This is a genomic window from Micromonospora sp. CV4 (assembly GCF_003667455.1).
Taxonomy (GTDB): Bacteria; Actinomycetota; Actinomycetes; order Mycobacteriales; family Micromonosporaceae; genus Micromonospora.
In genome coordinates, this window is the sequence record NZ_RCVI01000315.1 from 12,733 (window position 1) to 35,769 (window position 23,037).

A 23,037-nucleotide genomic window follows, 5' to 3' on the forward strand; every position below is an offset into this window, starting at 1 on the left:
TGATCGCCTGTTTCGAGATCTCCAGGCTTTCACGCTTGTTGGTGAGCCCCAAGTGAGTTCTCAAACTTTTTGCCGTTCCAGATCATTCGGTAGGCACGGGTCTCGCCGGTTCCGCGAAGCGTCACGTTGACGGTAAGGGTATTACCCTTTGCCTGCCAGCCATCGTGAATCACATATTGCCCGCCGTTTGCGATAGGCACGTCAAGCACTACGAATTTGTCCACGCCTTGACGGAACAGATAAAGGGAGTCGAAGGTCCCTCCGTTGCCTGTACATTGCACCTGAGCAAGAAGCTCTTGGTTGCCGTCCTGGTCGAAGTCCGTGGGTCTGATGTTGCTGGTGACTCTATACACGGCGCCGTCGGTCTGGAGTCCATGTTCTTCGAATTGCACGACTCGACCTGGGCAGACCGGTGCACCGTCCCGCACGATCGTCGCCAGCTGCACCGGAGACCCAACCGACTGCTCCATCGACATCAGGAGCAGAGGCGATGTCCGGCCGGCCGTCTGCGCGAACCGAGCGCCGTCCCATTGATAGGTGCGGGTGTGGGCCGGTGCGTACACCGCGTAGGACGCGCCGTTGAGGTGAGTCCGTGCGTACCAGACCTGCGCCACGAGTTTCTGGTTCTCCACCCGAAACGACGGATGTTCAGCGTAAGGCTGCCCGGCATAACCGAGCCCAGACAACGAATGGTCGGCTCGCATGGTGACCACGAGAAGTTGCCCGCCCCGGAGGCCGTTCCGCAGGGCTGTGGCCGGTAGGTCGCTACACAGGATGTTGAGGACGGCCTCCGGCTCACCATCACCGGTGAGGTCGCCATAGGCGATCTCACGGGAATTCAGGATCAGCTTTTGACCGCGGTCCCCGGCCGGAGCCCACGCGAAGCTCGCCAGGGCACCACCGCTTTGAACCGGCCGCATGTGCTGTCTGCCAGTCGGGCAGGGCATGTCGGAGTTCTTCGGTAGGTCGATGACCGCTTGTTGCCAGCGAACCTCAGTAATTACGCTGGCAGCCGGGACATTTCCGGGCTTGTCCCTGTCATTGGCAACGAAGACGCCGACAGCCACGGCGACGGCCAGGCCGGCGATCACCGCAATGATCGGAAGCCGGCGTGACCAAGGCCGGCCCGCGGAAGCGGGCTCAAGTTCAGGCACTTGGGGCTCCCTTGGTGATCACAAGACATCCCAGACTGGGATGGGGTGATCATCCTGGCATGATCCGATGTCCAGCGCGTACCGCTGTTCCCGCTGGTGGCCGGGGGGCGGCTCCAAGGTCCGCTTCAACTCCCTGACCTGGCCGCAAGTCTCAAAGGCGTCCGCGTTCTCGCACTGCTGCCTCGATTCGCAGCAGCAGGCCGCTAACCAGCGTGACGGCGGCCACGAACCGCCACTCGGGGAAGCCGCGGTCGGCGAGCAACACGAGCCAGCAGGCACCAACAACCGCTGCGATCGTCCCGACAATGCCTCAACGTCGACCAGCGATGACCGAGGACGACCAGCCGCGCCCGAAGAAACAGCAGGTCAGCCACCACGAGGGGGTGGCTGACCTGGTGGGCGACGGACGAGTCGACCTGTACGCCGGATTCTGTGCGCGGCGCGTACCCCGAAGGATGTGCGCCGGCGGCGGCCATCCATCTCGGCCTGCCGTTGCCGGCAGGCTCCAGCGGCCTACCCGCAGACATCGGGCGGGCAGCCCTCAAGCGTCTGCGCCGGGTCGTCATCTTGCGGTGACGGCCCTTGCTTGGCCTTGCTCCGGGTGGGGTTTACCGAGCCACCCCGGTCACCCGGGGTGCTGGTGGGCTCTTACCCCACCGTTTCACCCTTACCGGCCCCGATGGGGTCGGCGGTCTGTTTTCTGTGGCACTGTCCCGCGGGTCACCCCGGGTTGCCGTTAACAACCACCCTGCCCTGTGGAGTCCGGACGTTCCTCGGCGGCGGGCCGAAGCCCGCCGACGCGGCCGCCCGGTCGACTCGTCCGTCGCGCTCTCATCCTAACGACGGTCGACCCGCTGGTATTGCCACCCCGCCTGGTCAAGATCGCGCAGCTCAGGGCGGTCGCGGCGGTCGCCGGGCGGGGAGTCCGGCGTGCCCGCCCAACCGGGCGGGGTCTAGCCTCGTGGGGCTATGGATCTCTCCCACGCCGCGCTGCTGCTCGCCGCCGGTCTCGCCGCTGGCACGGTCAACGCGGTGGCCGGCGGCGGTTCGCTGATCACCTTCCCGGCGATGATCGCGGTGGGGCTGCCCCCGGTCCCGGCGAACGTCAGCAACTCCGTCGCCGTGTTCCCCGGGTACCTGTCCAGCGTGGCGGGCAGCCGTGCGGATCTTCCGCGCGGACGTGCGCTGGCCACGTTGGTGCCCACCACGATCGTCGGCACCATCCTCGGTGCGCTGCTGTTGCTGGCCACGCCGGCCCGCGCGTTCGAGTTGGTCGTACCGTTCCTGGTGCTCGGCGCGACCGCCGTGCTCGCCTTCCAGGATCCGCTGCGCCGGCTGGTCGGCCATCCCCGGGACCTGTCGCCGCGCCAGCGGACGGTCGCGGTGCAGACGATGGTCGCGCTCGGCGCGGTGTACGGCGGATACTTTGGCGCCGCGCTGGGCGTGATGCTGGTCGCCGGTCTGGCGCTGGTGCTGGACGCGACGCTGGCCCGGGTGAGCGCGATCAAGAACCTGCTGTCCGCGGTGGTGGGGTTCACGACGCTGGTGGTGTTCTCCCTGTTCGGGCCGGTGAACTGGGCCGCCGTCGCGGTGGTCGCCCCGGCCACGCTGATCGGCGGGTACGTCGGCGCCCGACTGGTCCGCCGGCTGCCGCCGGTGCTGCTCAAGACGATCATCGTGGTGTTCGGCACGGTGATCGGGCTCTACCTGCTCTGGCGCGCCCTGAGCTGACACCGGCGGCGACGGGGACGGCGCGGTCAGTACGCCTCGCCGACCGGTTCCTCCGGGGCGTGCTCGGTGGCGGCGGCGGCCCGGTTCCATCGGGACCAGAGCACCCGCTCGCCGTAGCCGGCGGCCATCACGTGCGCGAAGGCCAGGTAGACCAGCACGCCGACGGCGAGCACCCCGAAGCCGACCCAGAACGGCAGCGACAGCGAGTGCTCGGCGAGCTTGCCGGAGATGATCGGCGCGGGCGCGGCGGCGCCCCAGCGGACCAGGTTGAACGCGCCGGTGGCCACCCGGCGGTCGCTGGAGCCGAGGCCGAGCGCCAGGTCGGTGAGGTTGGCGTTGGCCAGCCCCATACAGAGCCCGGCGAGGACCAGCACCACGAGCGCCTCGGCGGTGCTGGTGGAGGTGGCGAAGAGGACCATGCAGACCAGCAGCCCGGCGATGGCCACGCCGACGGTCTGCACCGCGCCGATCCGGTGGGCCAGCCGGTGGCCGATCACCAGGATGCCGGTGGCCAGGCCGAGGCCCCAGCCGGTGAACGCCAGCCCCAGCGGGATGACGTCCAGGCCCAGGAAGAGCGGTGTGTAGCCGAGCACCACGAAGAAGACGAAGTTGTACGTGCCGGTCACCACGCAGAGCGCGAGAAACGCGGGACGGCGGTAGGTGGCGAAGATCTGACCGACGCGTACGGGCGCCTGCCGGTTGGTGGGCTCGCGCAGCTTGCGGGCGGCCACGCCGAGCGCCAGGACCATGAACACGCCGCAGACGAAGAACGGCAGTCGCCAACTGACCTCGCCGAGCAGGCCGCCGATCAGCGGGCCGACGGCGAAGCCGAGACCGAGGGCGGTCTCGAAGAGGCCGACCACCCATTCGCGGTCGACGGCGAGGTTGACCAGCACCACCATGGCGGTGGCGAAGAACATCGCGTTGCCCAGCCCCCAGACGCCGCGCAGCACGGACAGCTGCACGATGTTGTCGCTGAACGAGGCGAGGATCGCGGCCAGGCCGACCACGGAGACCCCGGTGATCAGCACCGGCTTGAAGCCGAACCGGCCGCTGGCCAGGGTCGCCGGGATCATGCCGAGGGCCATGACCGCGATGTACGCGGTGAACAGCAGCTCGACCTGCCAGGCGGTGACCCCGATCGCGTCGCCGATGGCCGGCAGGATCGGGTCGACGACGGCTATGCCGGCGATCGCGAGGAAGGCCACCAGTGTGGTGGCGTAGATGGCACTGCGGTTCGGTTCGGAACGCCGATCCACTCCGACTCCCCAATTAGCTGTATAGTACAGGTACTTATCTTGTATCATACAGCTATGACCGACGACCACGAGATCACCCTCGGCCGGATCGAGACCGAGGTGGCCCTGCTGATGCGTTTCGGCGAGGCGACCCGACGGGCCACCGGCACCGCCGAGCACCGGGTGCTCGACCGGGCGGCGTACGTGATCCTGCGTCATCTGGACAGCGCCGGTCCGCAGAACGTCTCCGCGCTGGCCGCCCGGCTCAACCTGGACGGCTCGACCGTGACCCGGCAGGTGTCCGCGCTCCAGCGCGACGGCCTGATCACGCGCACCCCGGACCCGTCCGACGGCCGGGGCACGGTCATCTCCCCCACCGCAGCCGGCCTGCAACGAATGAACGCGGTGCGGGCCGCTCGCACGCGCCTCTACGGCGACATGCTGGCCGACTGGCCCGCCGAGGACCGGGACACCCTCGCCGAGTTGCTGCGCCGCCTCAACGAGGCCCTGACATCCCGCAACCGCCCCCGCTAAGCCACCGCGTCGCCGTCGCCCCCCGCCGCCGATCATGGAGTTGTGGTGCCCGAACGAGACCGATTCAGCCGAATCGTCCCCCACCACAACTCCATGATCGACACCATGATTGCCCTGTGCGGGCCGGGAACGGGCGTTAGGCGACCGGCTCCCGGGCGGAGTCGGCGTCGCGCTCGGCGCCCGGGGTGACCCGCGGGTCGCCCTCGTCGGCGAAGTAGTCGTCCGGCGTGGTGCCGTCGACCCCCTCGTCCACCTTGCCGGCGCGCAGCGCCAGCGTCACCAGCGCCGCGACCGCCAGGTTCACCAACACCGCCACGATGCCCACGTAGATCGTCTTCGGAGTGTCGAACCCGAACTCCGACAGCGGGAACGCCGAGCCACCGAAGTGCTTCCGGGTGGGGCTGGCCACCTGGTAGAGCATCCACATGCCCAGCCCCATGCCGGCCACCCAGCCGACGATGAGCCCGGTGCGGTGGAACCAGCGGGTGTAGAGACCCAGCGCCACCGCCGGCAGCGTCTGGAGGATGATCACACCGCCGATCAGCTGGAGGTCGATGGAGAACTGCGGGTCGAGGAACACGATGCAGGCCACCGCGCCGACCTTCACCACCAGCGAGGTGATCTTCGAGACGTTCGCCTCCTGCGCCGGGCTGGCGTCCCGCTTCAGGTACTCCTTGTAGATGTTGCGGGTGAACAGGTTCGCCGCCGCGATCGACATGATCGCCGCCGGCACCAGCGCGCCGATGCCGATCGCCGCGTACGCCACGCCCGCGAACCAGTCCGGGAACTGCTGGTCGAAGAGCAGCGGCACGACCGTGTTGCTGTCGACCGTGCCCTCCTTCGCCCCGGGCAGCGGCTTCACGCCGGCCGCGATGGCCATGTAGCCGAGCAGCGCGATCAACCCGAGCAGCAGGCTGTACGCCGGCAGCGCGGACATGTTCCGCTTGATCACGTCGCGGTTCCTGCTGGCCAGCACACCGGTGATGCTGTGCGGGTAGAGGAAGAGCGCCAGCGCCGACCCGAACGCCAGCGTGACGTACTGGAGCTGGTTGTTGCCGTTGAGCAGGATCCCGTCGTTCGGGTTGGGCGAGGCGTCGAACTTCGCGTCCGCGGCGGCGAAGATGTCACCCCAGCCGCCCAGCTTGTACGGCAGGTAGATGACCGCCACCAGGATCACGATGTAGATCAGGCTGTCCTTGACGAACGCGATCAGCGCCGGCGCGCGCAGCCCCGACTGGTAGGTGTAGGCGGCCAGGATCGCGAACGCGATGATGATCGGCAGGTGCCGGGCCAGCGCGTTGTCGCCGGTCACCCCCATCGTCTTGAGCACCGCCTCGATGCCGACCAGCTGCAACGCGATGTACGGCATGGTAGCGACGATGCCGGTGATCGCGATCAGCAGCGCCAGCACCGGCGAGTCGAAGCGCTTACGGACGAAGTCGGCCGGCGTGACGAACCCGTGCCGGTGCGACACCGACCAGAGCCGGACCAGCACCAGGAAGACCATCGGATAGATCACGATGGTGTACGGCACGGCGAAGAACCCGGCCGCGCCGGCTCCGAACATCAGCGCCGGCACCGCCACGAAGGTGTACGCGGTGTAGAGGTCACCGCCGACCAGGAACCAGGTGATCCAGCCGCCGAAGCTGCGCCCGCCCAGCCCCCACTCGTCGAGGTGGGCCATGTCCTTCGGGGCGCGCCAGCGGGCGGCCACGAAGCCCATCGCGCTGACCAGCAGAAAGAGCAGGGAGAAGACGATGATCTCGGTGAGATGGTCACGCCACATCAGCGCTCACCCCGCTTCTTCGTCATCTGGTAGACCAGCGTCGTGGTGGCCACACCGAGCAGGATCCAGGCCAGTTGCAGCCAGTAGTAGCGCGGGAAACCGAAGATCCGGGGCGAGTCTCCGTTGAAGAAGGCCGGGATCAGCGGCACCACGATGGGAATGAAAAGCAACCAGTTCCAGGGGCTGTGATCCTTCGCCCTGGACGGCGCCGTGGTCGGCGCCTCCGGTTCCGGTGCAGCCATGTGACACACCTCCGGGAAGTCGTGGCTCGCGATGTAACGGCCGGAGGCTACGACTCTGTGACCGCTGTCACGCGCGCTGCGCGGAGGGTGCTGCGCCGAGCGGCCGACGGCATGCGCCGAACGGCACGACCGGTCGGGCGGACGCGGCGAGGAGGTGCGGCCGGCTCAGCCGGCGGAGAGGTGGGCGGTGTCGTTGACCGTGCGCACCGCGACGCCACCGTCGGGCCACATGTCGAGCACCGAGATGCCGGCCGCGTCCAGGAAGAGCCGGTGCAGGAAGCCGTCGCTGGCCGCGAGCGCGTCCCGCAGCACCAGCTTGATCGGCGAGACGTGGGAGACGACCACCACGGTCTCCCCGGGGTACGCCGAAAGCAGCCCGGTGACCACCCGGTGGCAGCGCTCGGCCACCTGGGTGAACGACTCACCGCCCGGCGGGGCGATCCGGGGTGAGGCGAGCCAGGCGTCCATCTCCCCCGGCCACTGCGCGCGCACCTCGGCGAAGGTGCGCCCCTCCCAGTCCCCGAAGTCGCACTCGATCAGGTCGTCCTCGGTGCGCACCGGCACGTCACCGATGGCCCGGGCGATCGCCGCCGCGGTCTGCGTACACCGGGACAGCGGTGAGCTGAGCACGGCCGCGACGGACGGGGCCAGCGCGGCCACCCGCGTGGCGGTGGCCCGGACCTGGGCCCGACCGCGCTCGGAGAGCGGCACGTCGCCCCGGCCGGAGTAGCGCCGCTGCTCGGTGTACGCGGTCTCGCCGTGCCGGACCAGGATCAGCCGGGTGGCGGTGAAGCTCGGTCGCGGCTCCCAGGAGGCCGGCGCGGTCGCCGGGTCGCTGCCGGCGGTCGTCGCCGCGGGCCGGCCGGCGGTGGCGTCCATCGCGGCGGCGGTGGTCGCCGGAGCGGGCCGGCCGGCGGCGGCGTCCATGGCGGCGTTGGCCAGCGCGTCGGCGTGCCGGTTCTGCTCGCGCGGGATCCAGGCGAACCGGACCGCCGCGAACCGGCCCACCAGCCCGGCCGCCTTGGCGGCGAGCGGTCGCAGGCCGGGGTGCTTGATCTGCCAGCGGCCGCACATCTGCTCGACGACCAGCTTGGAGTCCATCCGGACGTCCACCTCGGCGACGCCCAGCTCGGCGGCGGCCGTCAACCCGGCGATCAGCCCCTGGTACTCGGCGACGTTGTTGGTCGCCGTACCGATCGACTCGGAGCGCTCGGCGAGCACCTCGCCGGTCTCCGGGTCGCGCACCACCGCGCCGTAGCCGGCCGGGCCCGGGTTGCCCCGGGACCCGCCGTCGGCCTCGACGACGACCACGCGCGGCGCCACGATCTACAGGCCCGACTCGTTGGTGCGGACCATGATCCGCCGGCAGTCCTCGCAGCGGACCACGTCGTCCGGGGCGGCCTTGCGGATCCGGGCCAGGTCGGCTCCGGAGAGCTCCAACCGGCAGCCGCCGCAGCGGCCCGCGGTGAGCAGCGCGGCGCCCAGCCCGGTGTCCTGGCGGATCTTGTCGTAGAGGGTGACCAGCTCGCTCGGGAGGTCGGCGGCGAGCGGCTGGCGGGCCCCCCGCTTGAACTCCTCCTCCTTGGCGATCTCGGCCAGCGCCTCGTCCCGGCGCTGCTCGGTGGCGGCCCGCTTGTCCCGGGCCTCGGCCAGCCGCTGCTCCACGCCGTCCAGGACGCCCTGCGCGGTCTCCCGCTGCTCCATCAGCTCCAGCTCGGCGTCCTCCAGGTCGCCCTGGCGCCGGTTCAGCGAGACCAGCTCGTGCTGGAGCGCCTCCAGCTCCCGGGCCGGGCCGGTGCCGGCGGCCAGCCGGTTCTGGTCCTTCTCCTTGCGGGCCCGGACCTGGTCGACGTCCTTCTCCAGCCGGGCGATGTCCCGGTCCAGGTCGTCGACCGCCACCTGCGCGCGGACCCGGTCGTCCTCCAGCGACGACAGCTCCCGGGCCAGCGCCTCCAGCTCGGCCCGCTCGGGCAGCGAACGCCGGCGGTGGGCGAGCTGGGCGAGGTTGGTGTCGATCGCCTGGAGGTCGAGCAGGCGGCGCTGCACCTGGGGGTCAGCCTTCACGGTCGGGCTCCTTGTCGTCCACAACGGGTGCGGCGGCGTGTACGGTCCACGGGTCGGTGTCCAGGTCGGACACCAGCGTCTCGACGCCCGGCGCCTCCCGCAGGAGGGCGGCCAGGTCGTCCAGCCACGGTCGTTCCGTCGCCCAGTGGGCGGCGTCGATCAGGGCGGGACCATCGGCGGCGAGGTGCTCGCCGGCCGGGTGGTGCCGCAGGTCGGCGGTGAGGAACGCGTCCACCCCGGCAGCGGTCGCGGCGCCGAGGAAGCTGTCCCCCGACCCGCCGCTGACGGCGAGGGTACGAACCATACGCCCGGGATCCCCCGCGGCGCGAACTCCCCACGACGTGACGGGGAGCACCGCGGCGGCGTGCCGGGTCAGCTCGGCGAGGGTCATCGGGCGGGGCAACTCGCCGATCCGGCCGATACCCCGGTCGTCGCCGTACGCGGGTGAGCCGGGCGCGGGCCGGTGCAGCGGGCGCAGCCCGGTCAGCCCGAACCGGGCGGCGAGGGCATCGGACACGCCCGGGGAGGCCACGTCGGCGTTGGTGTGCGCCACGTAGAGCGCCACCCCGGCCCGGATCAGTTGATGGACGATCCGCCCCTTGAACGTCGTCGGGGCGACCGAGGACACCCCGCGCAGCAGGAGCGGGTGGTGCGCGACGATCATGTCCACGCCGGCGGCCAGCGCCTCGGCGACCGTCTCGGGCACCACGTCGACCACGCAGAGCACCCGGTGGACCGGGGCGGTCGGCTCGCCGAGCACCAGACCCACCCGGTCCCACTCCTCCGCCCAGACCGGCGGGTAGCGCCGTTCCAGCTCGGCCACCACGTCGGTCACCGTGGGGGTGGATCCGCATACGCTCACGGCGGGCCAGCTTACCGTCGCGCGGGCCGCCGGGCGGCGACGCCCGGCCCGGCCGCGCCGACCGGGCGACCGGGCCGGAGAGCTCCTCGGCGGTCAGGCGGCGCGGCGGGAGCCGGCGAGCAGCGCGTCCAGCGGCATCTGCCAGGGGAACGCGTGCAGGTGCTGCTCGCCCGTTCCGGGTGGGTGCAGGGCGACCACGTGATCACCGAAGAGCACCGTGATGCCCCATTCGGCCAGCCGGGCCACGCCGGCCCGGAACGCCGGGTGGGCGGCCATCGCGGCGTTGGTGTACGGCACCGCCACGATCGGGACGCCCTTGCCCTGCGCCTCGACCAGCAGGCCGAGCGCGAGGGTGTCGGCGATCCCGGCCGCCCACTTGTTGACCGTGTTCACCGTGGCCGGGCAGACGATCATGGCGTCGGCCGGCGGCAGCACGTCCGGGTCACCGGGGTTCTTGTAGTGCGTCCGCACCGGGTGGCCGGTCTGCCGGATCAGGGCGGACCTGTCGACGAACTTGGCGCCGTCCGGCGTGGTGACCACGCAGACCTCCCAGCCGTCCTGCTGGGCCAGGTCGACCAGGCGGCCGACGTGCCGGGCCAGCGGCGAACCGCAGGCGATGATGTAGAGCACCTCGCGGTGTCCGCTGCTGCGCTGCGCACCGGCCATCACACCGGCTCCGCGCTCATACCCCTACTCCCATGTGCTCAGCCAACTCCGCTACCGGAGAAGGCGGCGCACCACGTGTGCGACGCAGGATGTCGGACATCACCTCGTGCGCGATGGGCCGGCAGCGGATCTCCGACGGGGCGAGCCGGTCGCCGCGCAGCAGCATCTCGCCGGCGTTCGCCACGTCGCCGACCTGAGCGAAACCGCGGGCGATGTCGAGCAGGTGGTGCGCCCGCCGCTCGGGCAGCAACGCGTTGAAGGAGGGCTCCACGATGCGCAGCTGGTGCACCTCCACCGCCCGCCCGCCGTCGCCCAGCTCCACCGCGGCCGCGGCCCGGTGCAGCTCCACGTTGGTCGGGCCGAACGAGGTCCAGTAGTGGTTGTGGTCGCCGCCGAGCAGCGTGGCCGCCTCCTCGGCGCCGTTGATGAGGTCGTCGACGGTGGCCGAGTCACCGATCCGGGAGGCGGCCATCGCGCCCTGGAGCAGCAGCATCCCGTAGACGGAGAGCCGGTCCGGGGAGGCGTCGTTGCCGCCACCGGGTGCGAGCCGGTTGGCGATGGTGACGTTCAGCTCCAGCGCCGGACGGGCGCGGCCCATCGCGACCAGCGCGTTGCACACCCGGGTGGTGGCGATGCCGGCCAGCAGCGGGTCGTCGGCCCGCTGGGCCACCGCCATCGAGCGGTCCGCGGCCAGCCAGGCCAGCTCGCACTCGCCGAGCTTGCGCAGCACCGAGGAGGCGATCTGGTAGACCTGCCCGAGCAGGTGCGCCGCCTCCGGGGCCTGCTCGCCGCCGTAGCCGGCGTCGGCCGCCTGGGCGTCGCGCAGCAGCTTGGGCAGCGCCCGGGTGAGCATCCCGTAGCGGCCGTACTGGTAGGTGAGCCAGGCGTGGTTGACGGCCTTGCGCATGTCGTCGAGCGGGGGCGGGTACGGCGCGGCGTCAAAGTACGCGCTCATCGAGTCGTACCGCTCCAGCGCCGCCCTGATCTCCTGCACCTCGACCTGGTCGATGCAGTTCAGCGCGTCCGTCCGCCGCTCCGGGTCCTTGCCCATCAGCAGCTGCACGTCCACCTGGAGGATGTCGGCGATCTCGTAGAGGACCGAGAACTTGTCCAACCGACGGACGCCACGCTCGACCTTGTCCACCCAGCTCTTCGACTTGCCCAACCGGTCCGCGAAGACCTGCTGCGACATCTTGCGTCGCCCCCGCCAGTAGGCCACTCGCCGCCCTATGGGTAGCTCGTCCATCTCCCCATCCCTCCCCCTGCCGCCCCGGCCATCGGGCCGGGACGATGTCCGCGGGTGCGGCGATTCCCGTTCATCTTCAGGTTTTCGCTGGTCGCACAGCCTGTGCGTCAGCCGTACAGCCAGTCCTCGTACTTTTCGTGCAAGTTGCACGAGCCGTTCGTCAACCTCAACGATCGTGGGTTACGGCAGTGACGGTGCTCGACATGCGACCTGGCGTTCGCCGGGCCCGATGAGGGGAGATGGCACACATGTGGGGGAACGTCGGACCGCGCGTCGCCGAACTGTCGCCATTGGAACGGGTCCGGTTGCGCCGGGTCGCCGTGCGGTACGCCGCGCACGGGTGGGAGGTGACGCCGGGGGCCTGCCTCGCTCGCAGCCGGTTCGTCTGCGGCCGTGCCGGCTGTCCCACCGTGGGCTGCCACCCGGCGCTGGAGAACTGGGAGCTGGCGGCCAGCGCCGACCCGGCCCGGGTGGCCACCTGGTGGCGGAGCCGCCCGCACGGCGTGCTGCTGCCCACCGGTCGCGCCTTCGACGTGCTGGAGGTGCCGGCCCACCTCGGCCGGCAGGTGCTCGGCGCGGTGCAGACCCACCCGGCCGGCACCGGCGTACGCGGGCCGGTGCTGGTCACCCCCACCGGGCGCTGGATGTTCCTCGTCCGCCCCGGCGATCCGCTCCGGCCGGAGCTGGAGCACTGCTTCCACGTGGTCCGGCACGGGCCGGGCTCGTGGATCCCGGCGCCGCCCACCCGACTGCCCGAGGGCACGGTCCGCTGGGCGGTCGCGCCGGAGCAGGCCCGCTGGCAGCTCCCCGATTCCTACCTGGTGCAGAACACGTTGATCGAGGCGCTGCGCGCCACCGGGGTGACACTCACCCCCGACCTGCTCCCCGGCCACCTGCCGCTGCCCCGGCGGGGCATGTGAACCGGCCCGCCGCACGGCGCCGACGGTCGATTCCATCCGGTCGTCGACAGCGACGCCGAGGCGCCGGTCCTCGTTGACAAGGGGACGGCGCGAACACGCGCCACGAGCGGGGGAATGATGTCCACGGACGACAGAGCATCTCATCCCGGCGGCACCGAACCGCCCCGGCGCAGCCACCCGCGGCACCGCTGGGCCGGCACCCGCCGCCCCCTCCGCTAGTCCGTCAGGGGAAGCGCGGTGGAGTGCATCTGGTAGGCGTCGTCGGTGATGACGGCGTGGGTGTGGCCGGCGAGCCGGTCCAACCAGCCGATGCCGGCGACGCCCATGGCCAGAGCCGCGGTCGCGTACGCGTCGGCCACCCCGAGGTCGGCGCCGACCACCGTCACCGAGCGCAGCCCACCGGCCGGCGCGCCCCGGCGCGGGTCCAGCACGTGCCGGCCCCGCTCGTAGACACCGGAGGTGGCCACGCCCAGATCGGTCCCGGAGAGCACCAGGCAGGTCGCCATCGCGTCCCACGGGTGCCGGATGCCGATCCGCCACGGCTCCCCCGACGGGGAGTGGCCGCGTACCCGCACGTCGCCGCCGGCGTTCACGCAGTGGTTGGCCGCGCCGGCGGCGAGCAGCCGGTCCGAGGCGACCTGCGCGGCCCAGCCCTTGACGAACCCGGACGGGTCGAGCCGGCCGGTCGCGTACGCGTCGAAGAACCCGTCGGTGGCGCCCCACAGGTCGGCGCAGGCCTCCAGCACGAACCGCAGGTCCGCCGACGCCTCGGAGAGCAGCACCTCGCCCCGGTCGAAGCGGCACACCTCGCTGTCCGCCCGGTACGTGCTGAACCGGGCGTCCACCTCGCGCATCCAGGTGAAGACCTGATCCGCCAGCTCGTGCAGGGTCGCCGGCGGCAGGTCGTCGGCGAGATCCAGGGTGATCACCGTGCCCATGATGTGCTCGACCCGGCACAGCCCCGGGCGGGTCATCGTCGTCGGCACGTCAGAACGCCTGCTCGATCGCGCCCCGCAGGGACTGCTTGTAGGAGTTGCTGGTCTCCGTGGCACCGGAGACGGTGTTCAGGTTGGCGCTCTGCTTCTGCACCACCTCACCGCCGGTGCCGTTGTACCGGGCCCGCACGTCGCCGCTGTGGATGTCGGACTCGCCCCCGCTGGGCAGCGACAGCGAGACGGCCTCGACGATCCGGTTGCCGGAGACCACGATCTGCACCTGCACGTACCCGTACTCGTTGTCGACGCCCGGCCCGGTGACCCGGCGGGTGGTCGGCTGCGGCGCCTTGGTGGTGGTCCGCGGCGCGGTCGGCGCCTTCGCGGTGGTCCGGTTGCCCGACGGGCGCGCGGTGCTCCTGCTCGGCTTGGGCGACGACGACGCGCCGGCCCGCACCGACGGCTTCGGGGTCGGGCCGCCCGGCGTCGCCGGCGCGACGCTCGGATCCGCACCCTGCGGGGTGGGGTTGACCGGTTGGGCGGCCGGCACGTCCTGAGCGACCGGGGTGGTGCCCGGCGAGCCCTTGAGCACCACCAGCGCGGTGGTGCTGGCGGCCAGACCGGTGATCGCGAGGAACGCGCGACGCATGCGATGCCTTCCTACAACTCGAAGGTGGCGAGGTGGATCTGCCGGCGGGGCACGCCGGCCCGGCGCAACGCCCGCACCGACTGCTCGACGAGCCCGGGCGGCCCGCAGAGGTAGACGTCCCGCCGGGCCACGTCGGGCACCAGTTGCCGCAGCCCGTCCGGGCTCATCAGCTGGCGGGGGCCGGGGTCGTCGCGGGAGCCGATGACGTACCAGATCGAGGTGTCCCGGGCCTGGGCCAGCCAGTCCAGCTCCCGGCTGAGCAGCACGTCGGCCGGCGTCCGGGCCCGGTAGATCAGCGCGGCGCCCGGCGGCAGCTCCTCCAGCATGGCCCGGATCGGCGTGATGCCGCTGCCGCCGGCGATCAGCAGTGCCCGGTCGCGGACCCGGTGCGCGGCGGTGAAGGTGCCCGACGGGCCCTGCGCCCAGACCCGGGTGCCGGCGTCCAGATCGCGCAGGTCGGCGGTGTGCGTGCCGACCACCTTCACGGTGAGGCGCAGCCAGCGGCCGTTGGCCGCGGCGGAGACGGAGAACGGGTGCGACTGCCACCAGCAGCCCCGGGTGAGGAAGCGCCAGCGGAAGTGCTGCCCGCCGAGCATCTCCAGCCGGTCCAGCCGCTCACCGGTGAGGTAGATGGAGACGGTGTCCGGGCTCTCCGCGACCACGTCGGCGACCTGCAGCCGGTGCCGCAGGTTGAACGCCAGCGGCGCGATCACCCGACCCCACAGCAGGGCGGCGACCACCAGCAGGTAGAGGGCGATCCACCCGCTGCGCACCGGGCCGGGCTTGTACAGCTGCGCGCCGTGGGTGAACTGGTGCCCGAAGCCGAGCAGCAGCACCAGGTAGCTCGACCGGTGCAGCAGGTGCCACAGCTCGTAGGGCAGCGCCCGCCGGATCGCCCGCACGCTGCTGAACCCGACCACGATCATGATGCCGGTGGCGACGAACGCGGAGAGCATGTCCTCGTAGTCGCCGAGCAGCGTGCCGACCTCGGCGAGGACCGACTGGTTACGCAGGTCCGCGTAGCCGACCAGGATCAGCGACAGGTGCGCCAGGACGGCGACCAGCAGGGTGGCTCCGATGTCGCGGTGCCACCGTCCCAGTTGCTCGCCGCCGATCCACCGCTCCAGCACCGGCAGCCGGCTCATCAGCAGCACCTGCACCAGCAGCAGATAACCGGCGACCAGGCCGGTGATCCGGCCGGCGGCCGTCAGGGTCGCCGCGGTGGTCCGCAGCGACCCGGCGGGGGTCCCGAGCCACCACGGCAGCACGCTGGCGAGCAGGCCGACCAGGAGCAGCGCGGCCAGCAGCCGCCGGCCGCCGGGTCCGCGTCGGGCCGGGACCTGCGGGGGTACGGGCGCAGCCGACCGGCCGCCGTGCCGGGACGTGGTCCCGGTGCGGCGGCCGGCGGCGTGGGTGTGCGAGTACGTCACGCGTACAGCTTCATCGGGGCGTACTTCTGGCGGGGGAAGACCTTGTCGACCTCCGCGTTGGTGAGCCCGAACCGGCCCTGCGCCACCGCGCCGTACACGTTGAACATGTTGTTGTACTCGGGCACGTCACCCGAGTCCAGCTTGTCCAGGCCGTTCCAGGTTCCGAGCAGCGAGCCGGCCAGCTTCTTGCCGGACAGCAGGGTGACCACGCCGCCGTGCCCGTGGTCGGTGCCGCCGGTGTTGGAGCCGACCCGGCGGCCGAACTCGCTGGACACCATGATCGTCACGTCGGCGGCCTTCGGGCCGAGGTCGGTGAAGAAGGCGGCCATCGCGTTGGCCAGCTCGTTCAGCCGGCGGTGCAGCTGGCCGCCCTCGCGGGTGCCCTGGTTCTCGTGGGTGTCGTAGCCACCCATGCCGACGGTGGCGACCCGCACGTTGGCGCCGCCCTTGATCAGCTGGGCGAGCTGCTGGAACGCGTTGCCCACGCCCTCGTACTTGACGCCCTCGGCGGGCTGGTACGGCTTGGCGGCGAGCTTCTGCGCGGTGGCCAGCGCGCCCATGCCCTCCTGCACGGCCTCCTCGACCGGGTGGTTGATCCCGGTGAAGAGCCCCTTGATGGCCTTCTCGGTGGCGGCGCGGAACCGGTCGTCACCGTTGAGCCGCAGCGAGCCGACGCTGTTCAGCGAGAGCGCGCCGTTGTTGCCGACCAGCGAGCGGGGCAGCGTGCTGCCGACGCCGACGCTGCGGAACGCGGTGCCCTTGCCCAGGTTGTCGACCAGACCGTCCAGCCAACCCCGGCCGCCGGTCTCGTTGGGCAACCCGCCCAGGTTGCAGGCGTCCGCGGCCTGGAAGTGGCTGCGGGACAGCCGCTCGTCGGAGACCGCCGGAATGAAGCCCAACTGGCCTGCCTTGAGCCACTGCTCCAGCGGCTTGAACGCGCTGGTCAGCTTGAAGCCACGGCCCAGGGCCAGCGAGTCGTTGCCGAGCAGCAGGTCGGGGCGGGCCTTGGCGAGCACCGGGTCGCCGTCCGGCGCGACCAGGCTCAGCCCGTCCAGCCCGCCGTAGAGGAAGACATGGATCAGGGTGCCGGTCTTGGTCGCCGCGAACGACGCCGAGGTGGTGACGAACTGGGCGGTGGCCAGCGCGGTGGCGGTGGCCGCGGCGCCGGCGACGAACGTCCGTCGGGTGACACCACGACCGTCCTGCTGAGCCTCCTCCAGGTCCTCCAGGGTGCGGTAGCGGTCGGCCTCGGCGGCGTTCTCGGCGGCGACGAGGTCGGCCTCCGCCCGCAGCAGCGCCTCGGCCGGGTTGTCGGCCAGCCGCCGCAGGTCGGGGCATTCGGGGTGCAGGGGGAAAGAGTTGTACACAGTCTTCTCCATCGGGTGCCTCACCGGAGGTGGTGCTGGGGGGACGCGAGGATCGCCCGCGCGACGGCGGTGATGGCCCCGTTGAACGTGGCATCGACCTTGGCGCTCGCCGAAACGCCGGCCACACCGAGGATCAGGTTCCTCTCCCGGGTGCTCAGCTTCTGGTTCACCAGTCGCTTTGCCAGCGCGTCCACGTACGCCCCCGCGGTGGACGGCGGATTCGCGACCAGCTTCTCCGGCGCCGTGTGCGTGAAGGTGGTGCGGTAGCCGGCCAGGATCTCGCCGGCCTCGTTCCAGCCGTTGACCATGGTGCCGGCCGAGGTCCAGGCGACGTAGACGTCCGGGTAGCCGTCCGGGGTGGGCTGGCCCATCGGGTACTGGCCCAGCTCGCGCAGCTTGTCCTGGATCTGCCGCAGGCCGCGGGCGAACGGGGTCCGCTTGTTGTCGCCGTTGTCGTTCTTCGACGACGGGTCCGGCGAGACACCCAGGACGCGGTACGTGGACACCAGGTACTCCATCGGCCGGCGTACCTTCTGGCCGACCGCCGCCCAGAACTCCGAGGAGCTGAACAGGGCCATCAACACCGGCTTGATCATGCCGTTGTTGGTGGTGTACGTCTTGGCCAGCCGGTCCACGAGGGACTTCGGCGGGGTGTCCGAGACGAACCTCGTCGCCAGGCTCTGCGCCACGTACTTCGCGGTCGACGGGTGCAGCGCGATGTAGGTGATGTACTTGTCGATCGCCGCTTCGGCCTTCTTCGGGTCCGCCGAGTTGTTGGCGTGCGTGAAGCCGAGGATCTTCACCTTGCCGACGTAGTGCTGCTCGGGCTTGAAGACGTACTTGCCGTCCTCGACGCCGCGGCCGGTCTGGAGCATGGCCGCCTGGCGCACGTCCGGCTCCTTGTAGCCGCCGTCCACGCCGACCGAGTAGAGCTCCAGGTTCTCCCGGGCGAGGTTCTCGTTGATCGCGTCCTTGCGGGAGTCCTTCTGGTTCAGGTAGATCAGCAGCGCGGGGTGCTTGTTCGCGGCGACCAGCATCTCCGGGTAGCTGCCCAGCGCGTGCGCCCGCACCACGTCCTTGTCGAACGAGTTGCGGTACACCTCGCCGCCGTCGAACTCCGCGGCGACGTGCAGGAAGTCGTTCCAGAAGTCGACCATCACCTCGAACAGCTGGCGCTTCGACCAGATCTGCCGGGCGAGGGTGGCGTCGATCATCTCCCGCTCGGGCTGGGCGCCCTGCTCGTTGAGCTTGTCCCGCTGGTCGCGCAGCTGCTGCACCGAGAGCTTCTGCGTGGGCAGCTCGGCGAGCTTCAGCTCGGCCTTGCTCGGCTCGATCTTGTCCGGGTCGAGCTGGGCACGGATCCAGCCGTCGATGCCCAACTTCTTGATGTCGGCGACCACCGCGGGCGTCGCCCCGAAGGTGGCCCGTCGGGCCAGGTGCAGGATCGGGTCCTTGGCCAGCACCGTCTTGACGGTCACCTTCGTCTCCGCCGCCGCGGCGGCCGGGCCGGAGAACGTCCGGCCACCGGAGGGCGCGTTCTTCTTCAGCGCCTCACCGGCCCGGGAGCCCATGTAGCTCTCGTTCTGCTCGGTGTAGGTGCGCACCGTGCTGGGCTGCTGGCCGCTGGGCCGGGCCGCGGTGCCGTCGGTGACGGTGCTGCCGGTGGCGTCGGCCACCGCGTCGTCACCGAAGAGGCCGCGGAACTGCGGGGTCATGGCGAGGGCCGCGCCACCGGCGACGACGGCGGCGGTGCCGCCAAGCGCGACCATGGCCTTGCGGCGACCCACCTTGCGCCCCGGCTCGTCGTCATCGTCCAGGGTGGGCAGTCCGGTGCCGGCCGGGCGGGCCAGGGCCGGACGGCCGAGGCCCTCCGGGCCGACCCACTGCGGTCCGCGCGGGGTGGGCTGTCCGGCGTAGCCGTCGGCGTACTGCTCACGAGGGTCGGCCGGGCCCGGGTAGCCGCCCTGGAAGGGGTGGGGCGAGTCGTACCCGTACGGGGCGGACGCGTTGGGGTCGCCGTACCCGTCCGAGGTGTGGTGTTGGCGTCCGTCCCAACCGCGGTCGTCCCGCGGTCGACGTGGTGGCACATTCTGGTCGGCCATGTACCAATCCCGATTTCTGAAGAGCGCCGAAAGCTGCGACCGGGCAGGTGCGGCAGGTGCGGCGACTGTTGCCTGAGGGGGTTGCTACGGCAAGGTAACCAAGCCCTCAGGTGCCTTCAAGACAGGTTGAACGCCCTCGTGAGGGCACTTAAGACACCGCTCAGCGCCGCATCGGCCGCAGGCCACGCACCGCGGCCCGGGTCGGACCTTCCCAGCAGGGCCGACGTGCGCCAGCCGGGCACGGATCGGGCCCCGCCGCCGTACGCGACACTTTCCGCGCCGTTCACCGCCACAGGCAAACTTAAGGTGCGGATAAGCCGGACGTGAGGTGCTCTCACGCGGAGGAAAAGTAGCAGCGACGGGTGAGCGTGAGCCGCCGCCGCAGCGGGTATGCCGCCGAACCGCTGAACGCGTGAGGGGAAGGCAGCGCCATGCTCAGCAAAGAGGATCAGCGCAGGTTCGACCAGATCACCCGTCAGCTCCGGGAGAGCGACCCGGCTTTCTTCAACCGGCTGGACCATCGGGTCCGGGCCCGCAGGGGCCGTTACCTGATGTTGTTGACCATCGTGCTGTGGGCGTCGCTGCCGGCGATGACCGTGTTCGCCGGCCGGCTGGCCGGTGCGATCTGCGCGGTGGTGCTGGTGGCGAACGCCGCGATCATGTGGCGGTTCCGACGCCGCTGGACATGACCGCTCACCGGTCGGCCGGGCCGAACGTCCGGTACGCCCGGCGCAGTCGTTCGAGCAGTCCCGGCCCGCCGATGGCCGGCGCCGGCGGGCCGAGCTGGCGCAGCAGCAGATCCGGCCCGGTCGCCAATCGGGGCGGCCGGTCGGGCAACGGCACCGGCGGCAGCCAGAACCGGTCCACCGCCTCCACCAGCGGGGTCGCCGACAGTCCGGCGAGCGCCCGGGCCGCGCCAGCCGCCGGCACCGCGGCATCCACAAGGGACCTTGAACTGTCCGAGGTGGACTCGTCGTCCGCGTCGGCGGGCGCGGTGGTGCTCGGTTCGGCTGGCAACTCCGTACCGGTGGCCTCGGCGCGTCGGGCCCGGAGCCGCTCCAGCAGTTCCGCGCGAGCCCGACCGCGCCAGTGCAGCAGCTCGAACGGGTCCGCGTCGAACGCCTCGGCCAGCAGGTAGAAGGTGGCCGCGAGGTGCTTGCAGGGCACCGCGAAGTCGGGGCAGCTGCACCGCTGGGTCAGCTCCTGCACACCGGCCGGAAAGAGCGGTGCGCCGGCGGCGACGAACAGCTCCTCCAGCTCGTCGGGAAGGTCCCCGGCGAGCAGGCGGGCACTGAAGAACGCCTGCCCGGCCAGCTCCTCCTCGATCCGGGACCAGAGCGCGGCCGGGAACGGGCGCAGCGCGATGGACACCTGGTACGGCTTCGGCCGGGAGCCCTGCACCACGGCACTGACCAGCCCGGGCGCGACGTCGAGCGAGAGCACCTGGCCGGCCCGCGCGTACGAACGGCCGCGGGTCAGCCGGGTGCCGAGCGCGAACGACTCCAACACCTCCAGGAAGCGTCGGGACCACCACGACCGGCCGATCGCACCCCGGGCGCTGCGCGCCCGCAGGCCGCCGTCGACGCGGCGGGGGCGGCCGTAGTCGGCGAACCGGTCGGTGCTCACTCCACCACCGCTCCGGCCTCCAGGGCGAACAGCTCGCGCAACTGCCCGGTGGACAGCTCGGTGATCCACTGCTCGCCGGTGCCGACCACCCGCTCGGCGAGGCTGCGCTTGTCGGCGATCAGCGCGGCGACCTTCTCCTCCACCGTGCCGGCGCAGACGAACTTGCGGACCTGCACCCGCCGCCGCTGCCCGATCCGGAACGCCCGGTCGGTGGCCTGGTCCTCCACCGCCGGGTTCCACCACCGGTCCACGTGTACGACATGGTTGGCGGCGGTCAGGGTGAGCCCGGTGCCGCCGGCCTTGAGCGAGAGCACGAACAGCGGTGGACCGTCCGCCGACTGGAAGCGCTGCACCATGGCGTCCCGCTCGGCCTTGCCGAGCCCACCGTGCAGGAACAGCACCTCCCGGCCGAACCGCGCCGACAGATGGCCGCGCAGCATAGCGCCGAACTCGGCGTACTGGGTGAACAGCAGCGCCCGCTCCCCCGCCGCGAGCACCTCTTCCAGGATCTCGGTGAGCCGGGCCAGCTTGCCGGACCGGCCCTCCAGCGGCGAACCGTCCCGCAGCAGCTGGGCGGGGTGGTTGCAGACCTGCTTCAGTCGGGTCATGGTGGCCAGCACCAGCCCGCGCCGTTCGATGCCGTCGCTGGACTCGATGCGGGCGAGCATGTCGTCGACCACCACCCGGTACAGGGCGGCCTGCTCGGCGGTGAGGTTGCAGAGCACCTCCATCTCCAGCTTCTCCGGCAGGTCGGAGATGATCGACGAGTCGGTCTTGAGACGGCGCAGCACGAACGGGCCGGTGATCCGGCGCAGCCGCTCGGCGGCCTCGGCGTCGCCGTGCCGCTCGATCGGCTCGGCGAACCGCTTGCGGAACGTCGCGGCCGGGCCGAGCAGACCGGGGTTGGCGAACTGCATGATCGACCAGAGGTCGGCAAGCCGGTTCTCCACCGGCGTGCCCGTCACCGCCACCCGCTGCCGGGCGGGCAGCGCACGGACGGCCTCGGCCTGCCGGGTCGAGGCGTTCTTGATCGCCTGCGCCTCGTCCACCACGACCCGGTGCCAGTCGATGCCGGCCAGGTCGACGGCGTCGCGGGCGGCCACCGAGTAGGTGGTGAGGACCAGGTCCGCGCTGTGCGCGGCTGTCGTGAACTCCGACCCCCGGGCCCGCTCCGCCCCGTGGTGTACGTGCACACGCAGGCCCGGGGTGAACCGCGCCGCCTCCCGCTGCCAGTTGCCGACCAGGGACATCGGGCAGACCAGCAGGGTCGGTCCGGCGTCCGGCGGGTCCCCGGCCAGCAGCGCGAGCAGCTGCACGGTCTTGCCCAGGCCCATGTCGTCGGCCAGCACCCCGCCCAGACCGAGCGACCGCAGGAACGCCAGCCAGGCCAGCCCACGCCGCTGGTACGGCCGCAGCGTGCCCTGGAAGCCCGGCGGCGGGTCCAGCGGGGTGAGCCGACGCTCGACCGCGCCGGCGAGCAGGTCCCCCAGTGCCCCGTCCGCGGTCACCTCCAGCACCGGCAGCGCTCCGGTGTCCTCGCCGTCGGCCAGCCCGAGGCGGAGCAGGTCGGCGACGGTCAGCTCGCCGGCCGAGCGGAGCAGGCGCAGCCCGGCGGCGAGCCGCCCCGGGTCCAGCTCCACCCACCGGCCGCGCAGGCGCACCAGAGGAGTCTTCATCTCGGCCAGCGCGGCCAACTCCTCGGCGGACAGCGGCTGGTCGCCGAGCGCCACCTCCCAGCGGTAGTCGACCAGGGCGTCCAGCCCCACTCCGGCGTCGGCGCCGGCCACCGTGCCCGGTGCGGTGCGGCTGCGGGCGCGCAGCCGGGCGCCGATCCGCGCCGACGGGCGCTGCCACCAGGAGGGCAGCAGCACCCCGAAGCCGGCGGCGTGCAGGACCGGGGCGCCCTCGCTGAGGAAGCGGTGCGCTCCCTCGACGTCCAGCTCCATCGCCTCAGGCGCGGCGGTGCGCAGCGCGGCGTCGAGGTCCGGCCAGAGCCGGCTCGCCCGGCCCAGCTCGGCCAGCAGGGTCTCCTGCGGGCTGGCCGTACGACCGGCCAGCCCGCCGAGCGTCTGCGGCGCCCGCCAGACCTGTCCGGCGTCGACGTGCAGGCCGGGCTCGTCGGCTGCCTGCAACCCGAACTCCAACCGCCACCGCCCACCCCCGACCGGGCCACCCTCGATCGGCTCGGCACCGACGAGGCCGCCCTCGGCCGAATCGGGGTCGGTCGGGTCGACCGCGGGCGGCACGGTGCCGGCCGGCGCGGGACGGGTCGCCAGGATCGGTTCGGTGACCTCGTCGGGGGCCGGTTCCACCAGGCGGAAGCTGGCCCGGACCGGTCCGCCGGCGGCGTCGCGCTGCCAGGCGTCCAGTTCGGCGCGGAGCGTGGCCAACGCCGCCGGATCGACGGTGAAGTCCCGGCGAGGACCGGCCAACGCCGCCAACCAGGCCAGCGCGGGTCCGCCCGGCCGCAGCCCCCGGGCCAGCGTGG

Annotated in this window: 20 protein-coding genes and 1 other RNA gene; 4 read left to right on the top strand and 17 right to left on the bottom strand. The window is 71.8% G+C overall.

Going from position 1 to position 23,037, the window contains the following annotated elements:
- Nucleotides 1–29: 29 nt before the first annotated feature.
- Both EAD98_RS22300 and rnpB read right to left on the bottom strand, forming a co-directional pair.
- On the bottom strand, nucleotides 30–1,091 hold the full coding sequence (locus tag EAD98_RS22300) for a hypothetical protein (RefSeq protein WP_121655964.1): 1,062 nt from the start codon (nucleotides 1,089–1,091) through the stop codon (nucleotides 30–32).
- A gap of 466 nt (nucleotides 1,092–1,557) precedes the next feature.
- An RNA gene (rnpB, locus tag EAD98_RS22305) (RNase P RNA component class A) lies at nucleotides 1,558–1,973 on the bottom strand.
- 150 nt (nucleotides 1,974–2,123) lie between these two features.
- On the opposite strand from rnpB, the gene EAD98_RS22310 reads away from it, so the two are divergent.
- Entirely contained in the window at nucleotides 2,124–2,885 is a 762-nt protein-coding gene (locus tag EAD98_RS22310; RefSeq protein ID WP_121655965.1) for a sulfite exporter TauE/SafE family protein, read from the top strand.
- A 26-nt stretch (nucleotides 2,886–2,911) separates the two neighbouring features.
- Here the strand turns inward: EAD98_RS22310 and EAD98_RS22315 are convergent, their stop codons facing one another.
- On the bottom strand, nucleotides 2,912–4,144 hold the full coding sequence (locus EAD98_RS22315) for an MFS transporter (protein WP_121655966.1): 1,233 nt from the start codon (nucleotides 4,142–4,144) through the stop codon (nucleotides 2,912–2,914).
- Nucleotides 4,145–4,198: 54 nt separating this feature from the next.
- On the opposite strand from EAD98_RS22315, the gene EAD98_RS22320 reads away from it, so the two are divergent.
- The gene (locus tag EAD98_RS22320) at nucleotides 4,199–4,657 is read left to right on the top strand and encodes a MarR family winged helix-turn-helix transcriptional regulator (RefSeq protein WP_121655967.1); all 459 of its coding nucleotides are present in this window, start codon (nucleotides 4,199–4,201) and stop codon (nucleotides 4,655–4,657) included.
- A gap of 136 nt (nucleotides 4,658–4,793) precedes the next feature.
- On the opposite strand, the gene mctP is transcribed toward EAD98_RS22320, so the two are convergent.
- The 7 genes from mctP to EAD98_RS22355 all read right to left on the bottom strand — a co-directional run bounded on the left by mctP (nucleotide 4,794) and on the right by EAD98_RS22355 (nucleotide 11,523).
- Nucleotides 4,794–6,443 (bottom strand): monocarboxylate uptake permease MctP, encoded by a 1,650-nt coding sequence (gene mctP, locus EAD98_RS22325; RefSeq protein WP_121655968.1) that lies wholly within the window; start codon nucleotides 6,441–6,443, stop codon nucleotides 4,794–4,796.
- Nucleotides 6,443–6,685 (bottom strand): DUF3311 domain-containing protein, encoded by a 243-nt coding sequence (locus EAD98_RS22330; protein WP_074313313.1) that lies wholly within the window; start codon nucleotides 6,683–6,685, stop codon nucleotides 6,443–6,445. The genes mctP and EAD98_RS22330 overlap by 1 nt, the downstream gene beginning before the upstream one ends.
- A gap of 165 nt (nucleotides 6,686–6,850) precedes the next feature.
- On the bottom strand, nucleotides 6,851–8,008 hold the full coding sequence (locus EAD98_RS22335; RefSeq protein ID WP_121655969.1) for a bifunctional RNase H/acid phosphatase: 1,158 nt from the start codon (nucleotides 8,006–8,008) through the stop codon (nucleotides 6,851–6,853).
- 3 nt (nucleotides 8,009–8,011) lie between these two features.
- Nucleotides 8,012–8,749: a zinc ribbon domain-containing protein gene (locus EAD98_RS22340; RefSeq protein ID WP_121655970.1), complete on the bottom strand. Its 738-nt coding sequence runs from the start codon at nucleotides 8,747–8,749 to the stop codon at nucleotides 8,012–8,014.
- Complete coding sequence (locus tag EAD98_RS22345) at nucleotides 8,739–9,575, bottom strand: Nif3-like dinuclear metal center hexameric protein (RefSeq protein WP_199723502.1); 837 nt, start codon at nucleotides 9,573–9,575, stop codon at nucleotides 8,739–8,741. Before EAD98_RS22345 ends, EAD98_RS22340 begins: the two co-directional genes overlap by 11 nt.
- 129 nt (nucleotides 9,576–9,704) lie before the next feature.
- Nucleotides 9,705–10,277 (bottom strand): flavoprotein, encoded by a 573-nt coding sequence (locus EAD98_RS22350; RefSeq protein ID WP_121655972.1) that lies wholly within the window; start codon nucleotides 10,275–10,277, stop codon nucleotides 9,705–9,707.
- 16 nt (nucleotides 10,278–10,293) lie between these two features.
- Nucleotides 10,294–11,523, bottom strand: coding sequence for a helix-turn-helix domain-containing protein (locus EAD98_RS22355; RefSeq protein ID WP_121655973.1), 1,230 nt, complete (start codon nucleotides 11,521–11,523; stop codon nucleotides 10,294–10,296).
- Nucleotides 11,524–11,771: 248 nt separating this feature from the next.
- Here EAD98_RS22355 and EAD98_RS22360 point away from each other — a divergent pair, with 248 nt between their 5' ends.
- Nucleotides 11,772–12,443, top strand: a complete 672-nt coding sequence (locus EAD98_RS22360) for a bifunctional DNA primase/polymerase (protein ID WP_121655974.1) — start codon at nucleotides 11,772–11,774, stop codon at nucleotides 12,441–12,443.
- A 215-nt stretch (nucleotides 12,444–12,658) separates the two neighbouring features.
- On the opposite strand, the gene EAD98_RS22365 is transcribed toward EAD98_RS22360, so the two are convergent.
- The 5 genes from EAD98_RS22365 to EAD98_RS22385 are packed head-to-tail and all read right to left on the bottom strand — an operon-like array spanning nucleotide 12,659 to nucleotide 18,923.
- Nucleotides 12,659–13,381, bottom strand: a complete 723-nt coding sequence (locus EAD98_RS22365) for an FAD:protein FMN transferase (RefSeq protein ID WP_121655984.1) — start codon at nucleotides 13,379–13,381, stop codon at nucleotides 12,659–12,661.
- A gap of 49 nt (nucleotides 13,382–13,430) precedes the next feature.
- Nucleotides 13,431–14,024, bottom strand: coding sequence for an FMN-binding protein (locus tag EAD98_RS22370; RefSeq protein WP_121655975.1), 594 nt, complete (start codon nucleotides 14,022–14,024; stop codon nucleotides 13,431–13,433).
- 11 nt (nucleotides 14,025–14,035) lie between these two features.
- Nucleotides 14,036–15,454, bottom strand: a complete 1,419-nt coding sequence (locus EAD98_RS22375) for a ferric reductase-like transmembrane domain-containing protein (RefSeq protein ID WP_121655976.1) — start codon at nucleotides 15,452–15,454, stop codon at nucleotides 14,036–14,038.
- Entirely contained in the window at nucleotides 15,451–16,833 is a 1,383-nt protein-coding gene (locus EAD98_RS22380; protein ID WP_121655977.1) for a DUF1501 domain-containing protein, read from the bottom strand. Before EAD98_RS22380 ends, EAD98_RS22375 begins: the two co-directional genes overlap by 4 nt.
- An 8-nt stretch (nucleotides 16,834–16,841) precedes the next feature.
- Nucleotides 16,842–18,923 (bottom strand): DUF1800 domain-containing protein, encoded by a 2,082-nt coding sequence (locus tag EAD98_RS22385; protein ID WP_121655978.1) that lies wholly within the window; start codon nucleotides 18,921–18,923, stop codon nucleotides 16,842–16,844.
- Between the two features lie 431 nt (nucleotides 18,924–19,354).
- Between EAD98_RS22385 and EAD98_RS22390 the strand changes: the two genes are divergently transcribed.
- The gene (locus EAD98_RS22390) at nucleotides 19,355–19,612 is read left to right on the top strand and encodes a DUF3040 domain-containing protein (RefSeq protein ID WP_074313327.1); all 258 of its coding nucleotides are present in this window, start codon (nucleotides 19,355–19,357) and stop codon (nucleotides 19,610–19,612) included.
- 4 nt (nucleotides 19,613–19,616) lie between these two features.
- On the opposite strand, the gene EAD98_RS22395 is transcribed toward EAD98_RS22390, so the two are convergent.
- Both EAD98_RS22395 and EAD98_RS22400 read right to left on the bottom strand, forming a co-directional pair.
- Nucleotides 19,617–20,549: an SWIM zinc finger family protein gene (locus EAD98_RS22395; protein WP_121655979.1), complete on the bottom strand. Its 933-nt coding sequence runs from the start codon at nucleotides 20,547–20,549 to the stop codon at nucleotides 19,617–19,619.
- Nucleotides 20,546–23,037: DEAD/DEAH box helicase (locus tag EAD98_RS22400; RefSeq protein WP_147457466.1), on the bottom strand; the 2,492-nt coding region annotated here is incomplete at its 5' end. The genes EAD98_RS22400 and EAD98_RS22395, both read right to left, overlap by 4 nt.